General features: G+C 40.3%; 6 protein-coding genes. 4 read left to right on the top strand and 2 right to left on the bottom strand.

All coding sequences use genetic code 11. The features are described from left to right. Positions 1 to 20: 20 nt before the first annotated feature. Both VB797_RS23040 and dapB read right to left on the bottom strand, forming a co-directional pair. On the bottom strand, positions 21 to 758 hold the full coding sequence (locus VB797_RS23040; RefSeq protein ID WP_323240074.1) for a phosphate ABC transporter permease: 738 nt from the start codon (positions 756 to 758) through the stop codon (positions 21 to 23). Between the two features lie 76 nt (positions 759 to 834). After that, positions 835 to 1,665 (bottom strand): 4-hydroxy-tetrahydrodipicolinate reductase, encoded by an 831-nt coding sequence (gene dapB, locus VB797_RS23035; protein WP_323240073.1) that lies wholly within the window; start codon positions 1,663 to 1,665, stop codon positions 835 to 837. Between the two features lie 504 nt (positions 1,666 to 2,169). Here dapB and VB797_RS23030 point away from each other — a divergent pair. The 4 genes from VB797_RS23030 to VB797_RS23015 all read left to right on the top strand — a co-directional run bounded on the left by VB797_RS23030 (position 2,170) and on the right by VB797_RS23015 (position 5,400). Beyond that, positions 2,170 to 2,445 carry a hypothetical protein gene (locus VB797_RS23030; RefSeq protein WP_323240072.1) on the top strand — a complete coding sequence of 92 codons (276 nt, stop codon included), beginning with the start codon at positions 2,170 to 2,172 and terminating at the stop codon, positions 2,443 to 2,445. A gap of 228 nt (positions 2,446 to 2,673) precedes the next feature. Further along, positions 2,674 to 3,108, top strand: coding sequence for a SufE family protein (locus tag VB797_RS23025; protein WP_323240071.1), 435 nt, complete (start codon positions 2,674 to 2,676; stop codon positions 3,106 to 3,108). A gap of 76 nt (positions 3,109 to 3,184) precedes the next feature. After that, the gene (locus VB797_RS23020) at positions 3,185 to 4,102 is read left to right on the top strand and encodes an alpha/beta hydrolase (protein WP_323240070.1); all 918 of its coding nucleotides are present in this window, start codon (positions 3,185 to 3,187) and stop codon (positions 4,100 to 4,102) included. Between the two features lie 332 nt (positions 4,103 to 4,434). Next, positions 4,435 to 5,400, top strand: a complete 966-nt coding sequence (locus VB797_RS23015; protein ID WP_323240069.1) for a GTP-binding protein — start codon at positions 4,435 to 4,437, stop codon at positions 5,398 to 5,400. The last annotated feature ends 102 nt before the right edge of the window (positions 5,401 to 5,502 follow it).

The raw sequence follows: 5,502 nt of genomic DNA, 5'->3' as shown, positions 1-5,502 counted from the left end.
TCACTCCTCACTCCTCACTTTTATTCCCATTCTTCATCGTCGTAGTATTCAATTTCTCTGCTTCTTGGTTGGGGTGGACGACGATCGCGATCGCGGGGTCTTTCTCGATTACCTCTATCATCGGTGATGCGACGACTTACTTCGTTAAAGTACTCGTGACGTAAGAAAGGATAATCGCTTACCCATAAGTTGCGACTGGGAATATAGATGTCGGTTATTTGTTCGATTCTACCTAAATCGGAATAGTTGGACATGACGAGCATTTCCGCTACCTGTCCGCGATTAAGCATTTTATGAGAAACTTTTAAGGGTGCTTTGAGTAAAGCTGTAAATCCGGTTTCGTCTCCGACTTCCAAGTTGAGCCGTTTTTCCCGATTTTCGACAATTACTAAATCACCTCTGTTGTTGACTGTTTCTTGCTTACCAAGCAATTCTTCTGTAATCCACCAGTCCAACACTCTACCCCGAAAAAAACCACCGTACTTGTAACGACGACATTTTACGTTTCGCAAGCTAGCCCATAATACAGGACCCCATAACCAATAAAAAGCTCCTATAAGTCCGAAACAAAATACTATCGGACCTAAATTAAGCCGAAAAATTACCTTTAACAGTAAAATAACCGCTGCAATAACTACAGATATTAATAGTCGTTGCAAAAAATCGGAAAATTTCCCCCAATAGTATTTATACTGAGAACCAGTTGCGATTAGGGGAACTAATTGTTCAAACTTCTCGCGTGTCAGTGGGACAAGCATTTTAGATTTTGGATTTTAGATTTTGGATTTTGGATTACAAAGACGGGAAGACGCTTTTGTGTCAATAGATTTTAGATTAAAGAATCTTTTCTAATCCATATACTAACGACTTTAACTGAAGAACTTTGCGAATTGCGAGTAATACTCCTGGCATATAACAAGTTCGATCGCTGGTATCGTGTCGTAATGTATAAACTTGACCGGGTGCGCCGAAAATAACTTCTTGATGAGCAATTAACCCTGGTAAGCGAATGCTATGAATTCTGATTCCTTCATCGGCTTGACTCCCCCGCGCTCCCGCTATTTTCTCGGTTTCCTTTACTATAGCTTGGTTATAAGTTTTTCCTAATTCTCCCAGCATTTGAGCGGTTTTGATTGCGGTACCGCTTGGTGCATCGGCTTTTTGATTGTGATGCAGTTCGATAATTTCCACATGGTCAAAATACTGCGATGCAGTAACCGCAGCTTGTTGGAGCAGTACCATTCCAATTGAGAAATTAGGAATAATTAAGCATCCAGTAGAAGCTTTATCGGCAAAATCTGCCAAATCTCGAAGTTGCTCCGGACTTAATCCAGTAGTTCCCACCACAGGACGCACCCCATAGGCGATCGCACTGCGAATATTGTCATACACTGAATCTGGATGTGTAAAATCAACTACAACCCCAGGTTGCTTATTTTGGGCAGCATAAGCCAGCATCGGTTCCATTTGATTGGTAATCGGAACTTCCAGAGGTTCGCTCAAACCAGCCAACTCTCCCGCATCCTTGTCCTGATGTTCGGGACTAGTATCAATCGCACCCACTAAATCCATATCCGGGGCTTCCGACACAGCCTTGATTACCTCCCGACCCATTTTTCCCGCAGCACCATTAACAACAACTGGAATCAGTCCTTGATTAGCCATATTTTTACTTTTAAATCAACAAACGAATTGTAGAACAATTCGCAATTCGCAATTACCCGCGTCGGATCAGTAAATTGAATGCATTCATTAAAATTATCTCTCCCCATCTTCCCATCTCCCCATCCCTTCCCCCAATCGGTAGGGAACTTGACTAATTTTTTAGTAGTCGATGCCTTAATATTGCGATCAACTTCTACTCATCTTTTATGATCATTGGTTGTGCAGCAGATTGATATAATCTGAGTTCCAATGTTGGCGATCGCCGCTAATTGGTTATTTAGGGTGAAGAAGCAGTTATAAAGGTGATGACCTCAATTTACCAAACAGCTATTTTCACATTATCTAGTAAATATCGGTAGCATTGTATAAAATTTACTGAGCAACTACTGGTAAACGTGAAAAAATTAAAGCCGTATGTTAACTACAATAATTATCAGATAAATGAACAAAAGATTCTTCCTTACCTTACTCTCCAGCCCTGTTTTATTTTCCTCTATAGTGTCAATGGCGGTTTTTACCGAACCAGCTAGCGCTCGTGAGATTGATTCTACTCGCAGCAAATTTTCCTGCGGACGACAAAGTACTGTAGCTCTAGCAACTCCAAGCTTGGGTTGTACTCGTTTAAATAGACAAAAAAGTTTGAGTCCTAACGAATTACCCGAATTGGAATTTACCGATGAAGAAAGCGATGCTGCTATTGCTTTGTTCGGTTGCGATTGTCCATCTTGCTTGAATGCTATGCGTCAAATGCGCGGTTTGCCTCCTATGGGAGTTAATTAATTATCATCAGTAACAGGATGTTTTATTCGAGTTAGCTTTGTTAGCATCTTGTGAAAATTATAATAATCGGAGATAGAGCCTCCATAGCTAGTTTACAGGGTCAGCCTGGGAACCAGAACAACCAAAAGGTAGAAGTATTTGACAATATGACTTCTACTTTTTTTATTGTTCTAATAACTCTTAAATAATCTACACTCGAAATAATCGGCTTTATAATTTTTTTACAAAATGTCTTCTTCAGATTTACCACCCGCTCTTGCTAAAATTGTCCAACGCTTCAAACGTGCAAGTGAACCTAAACGACGCTACGAACAGTTAATTTGGTACGCTCAAAAGCTCTCTGAGTTTCCAGCATCTGAAAAAACACCCGAAAACAAGGTTCCCGGTTGTGTTTCTCAAGTTTTTATTACCGCTTCTTTAGATGATGACAAAGTAATTTTTCAAGGTGATTCGGATTCTCAACTAACTAAAGGCTTAGTTGCGCTGTTAATTGAAGGTTTAAATGGTTCCACACCCACCGAAATTGTGCAACTAACTCCAGATTTTATTCAAGAAACTGGTTTGAATGTCAGCTTAACTCCTTCCCGCGCTAATGGTTTCTATAATATTTTTAAGACTATGCAAAAAAAGGCTTTAGAATCTCAAGAATCCGCATCTAATTAAACTACAACCAACATTAGAATAAATTTTACTTACCTTTAACCTTTAACCTTTAACCTGCTCAAGGGGATTTATTTGAATGAAAACAGAAATTTCTACCTCTACTCCCGTGCGGATTGGTGGAGTAGCAGAACAATTTTTATGGAATAGGGAAGATCAAGATTTTCGGATTGTTTATGAATCTTTAGGTCAAGGTTCTCCCGTATTATTGCTTCCTGCATTTAGTACTGTTTCCACACGTTCGGAAATGAGCGGAATTGCTAAACGACTTGCGACTAAATATAGAGCGATCGCTGTTGATTTTCCCGGCTTTGGAGATTCTGGACGACCAAATGTTAATTATAGTCCCGCTTTATACCGAGATTTTATTGAAGATTTTGTATTGACTGCTTTTGACAGAAAGCCTGTTGCTGTAATAGCTGCCGGTCATAGTGCGCCTTATGTTTTGTGGTTGGCAAGCAAGTATCCCACCGTATTTTCACGGATAGTGTTAGTAGCGCCGACTTGGCAGGGTCCTTTTGCGGTGATGGGGGTAAATGGGGTGGTACGGACTTTGTTAAAGGAAATAGTTAGATTGCCCATTTTGGGTCAAATCCTTTACAAACTCAACACCTTACCGTCATTTTTAAAGTTCATGTATCGTCGTCACGTTTATGTTAATGCGGAAAAACTAACTCCGGATTTTATTCAAGATAAATGGGAAAGTACCCAGCAACCAGGAGGAAGATTTGCTCCTGCGGCTTTTGTGACTGGTAATCTTGACCTTGCGAAAAATAGAAATGATGTATTGGGATTAATTCGGGGAATATCAATACCGATTATGGTCGCGATCGCCGAATCTTCTCCTAAATCATCGCGACGGGAAATGGAAGCGATCGCTGCTTTACCGAGGGTAGAGAGCGTGTTGCTTCCCGGTTCCTTGGGGATGCACGAGGAATACGCGGATGCGATCGTTGAAGCGATTTTACCTTTTTTAGCAACTGCTGTAAGTCGATAGGTTGGGAAAACCAAGATATTGGGGGATTCTCCACCAAACCCCCTCCAGGTTGGTCGATCTGTTTTTATTAACCGCTATCCCTCCCCACCCTACTCCGCTCCTGCGTCGCTCCGTTGAGGATGGGGAATCCCGCGATTTCGTTGATAATTGATTTTCAAACTTTTTGGAATTTGTACTGATTTAATTGATTGAGAATTGACTATTAAAAGAATTAATGTATAAACGTACCAATGCTACCTCTCTTGGTAATGTAATTAGAAATTGTTATACATAATTGAGAGCAACACCGAATTTTTTTTGTATATTATTTGTGTCAAACATTTAGGATATATATGGTTAATACAGCAAGCGTAATCCCAGTAACCGTTTTAACTGGGTATTTGGGAGCGGGAAAAACAACTTTATTAAATCGTATTCTTACTTACGAACATGGTAAGAAGGTTGCGGTGATTGTCAATGAGTTTGGGGAAGTGGGTATTGATAATCAGTTGGTGATTGATACTGATGAAGAAATTTTCGAGATGAACAACGGCTGTATTTGCTGTACCGTTCGCGGTGATTTGATGCGAATTATCGGTAATTTAATGAAGCGTCGCGATAAATTTGACCATTTGGTGATTGAAACTACTGGTTTGGCTGACCCCGCTCCGGTGATTCAAACATTCTTCGTAGATGAGGATATGCGCGAACAATTGTTACTTGACGCTGTAGTAACTGTAGTTGATGCCAAGCACATTTGGCAACATTGGGATGCGGAAGAAGCGCAAGAACAAATTGCCTTCGCTGACGTAATTTTGATTAACAAAACAGATTTGGTTACAACCGAACAGTTAGAAGAATTGGAAAATCGGATTCGGGGAATGAACGCGATCGCAAAAGTTTATCGTACCCAAGATGCAAAGTTGGAAATGGATGCATTATTAGGTGTAAAAGCCTTTGACTTGAATCGTGCTTTAGAAATCGACCCCGATTTTTTGGGTGAAGACGCTCATCAACACGATGAAAGCGTTTATTCAGTTGCATTAGAAGCAGAAGGTGCGCTTGATGGTGATAAGTTGGATCAATGGTTGGGCAATTTACTGCAAACTCAAGGTCCCGATATATTCCGCACCAAAGGAATTTTAAATATTTCTGGAGATGAAAACCGCTTTGTATTTCAAGGTGTGCATATGTTATTAGATGGTAGAGCAGACCGTCCTTGGAAGGAAAACGAAACCCGCAAAAATCAACTTGTATTCATCGGACGCAATCTTGATGAAGCGAAGTTAAGGGAAGATTTTAAGGCTTGTGTTGCATAATTTAGGAATAGGTAATTGGGAATAGGGAATTGGGAATAGGTAATTGGTATTATTCTTAACTCCGAACACTGATTAAATGGATGACACTGATGACACTGATTC

Source organism: Rivularia sp. UHCC 0363, assembly GCF_034931125.1.
GTDB lineage: Bacteria > Cyanobacteriota > Cyanobacteriia > Cyanobacteriales > Nostocaceae > Rivularia.
The sequence above is the reverse complement of the archived record's forward strand: the minus strand, read 5'-3'. Positions and strand labels throughout refer to the sequence as shown.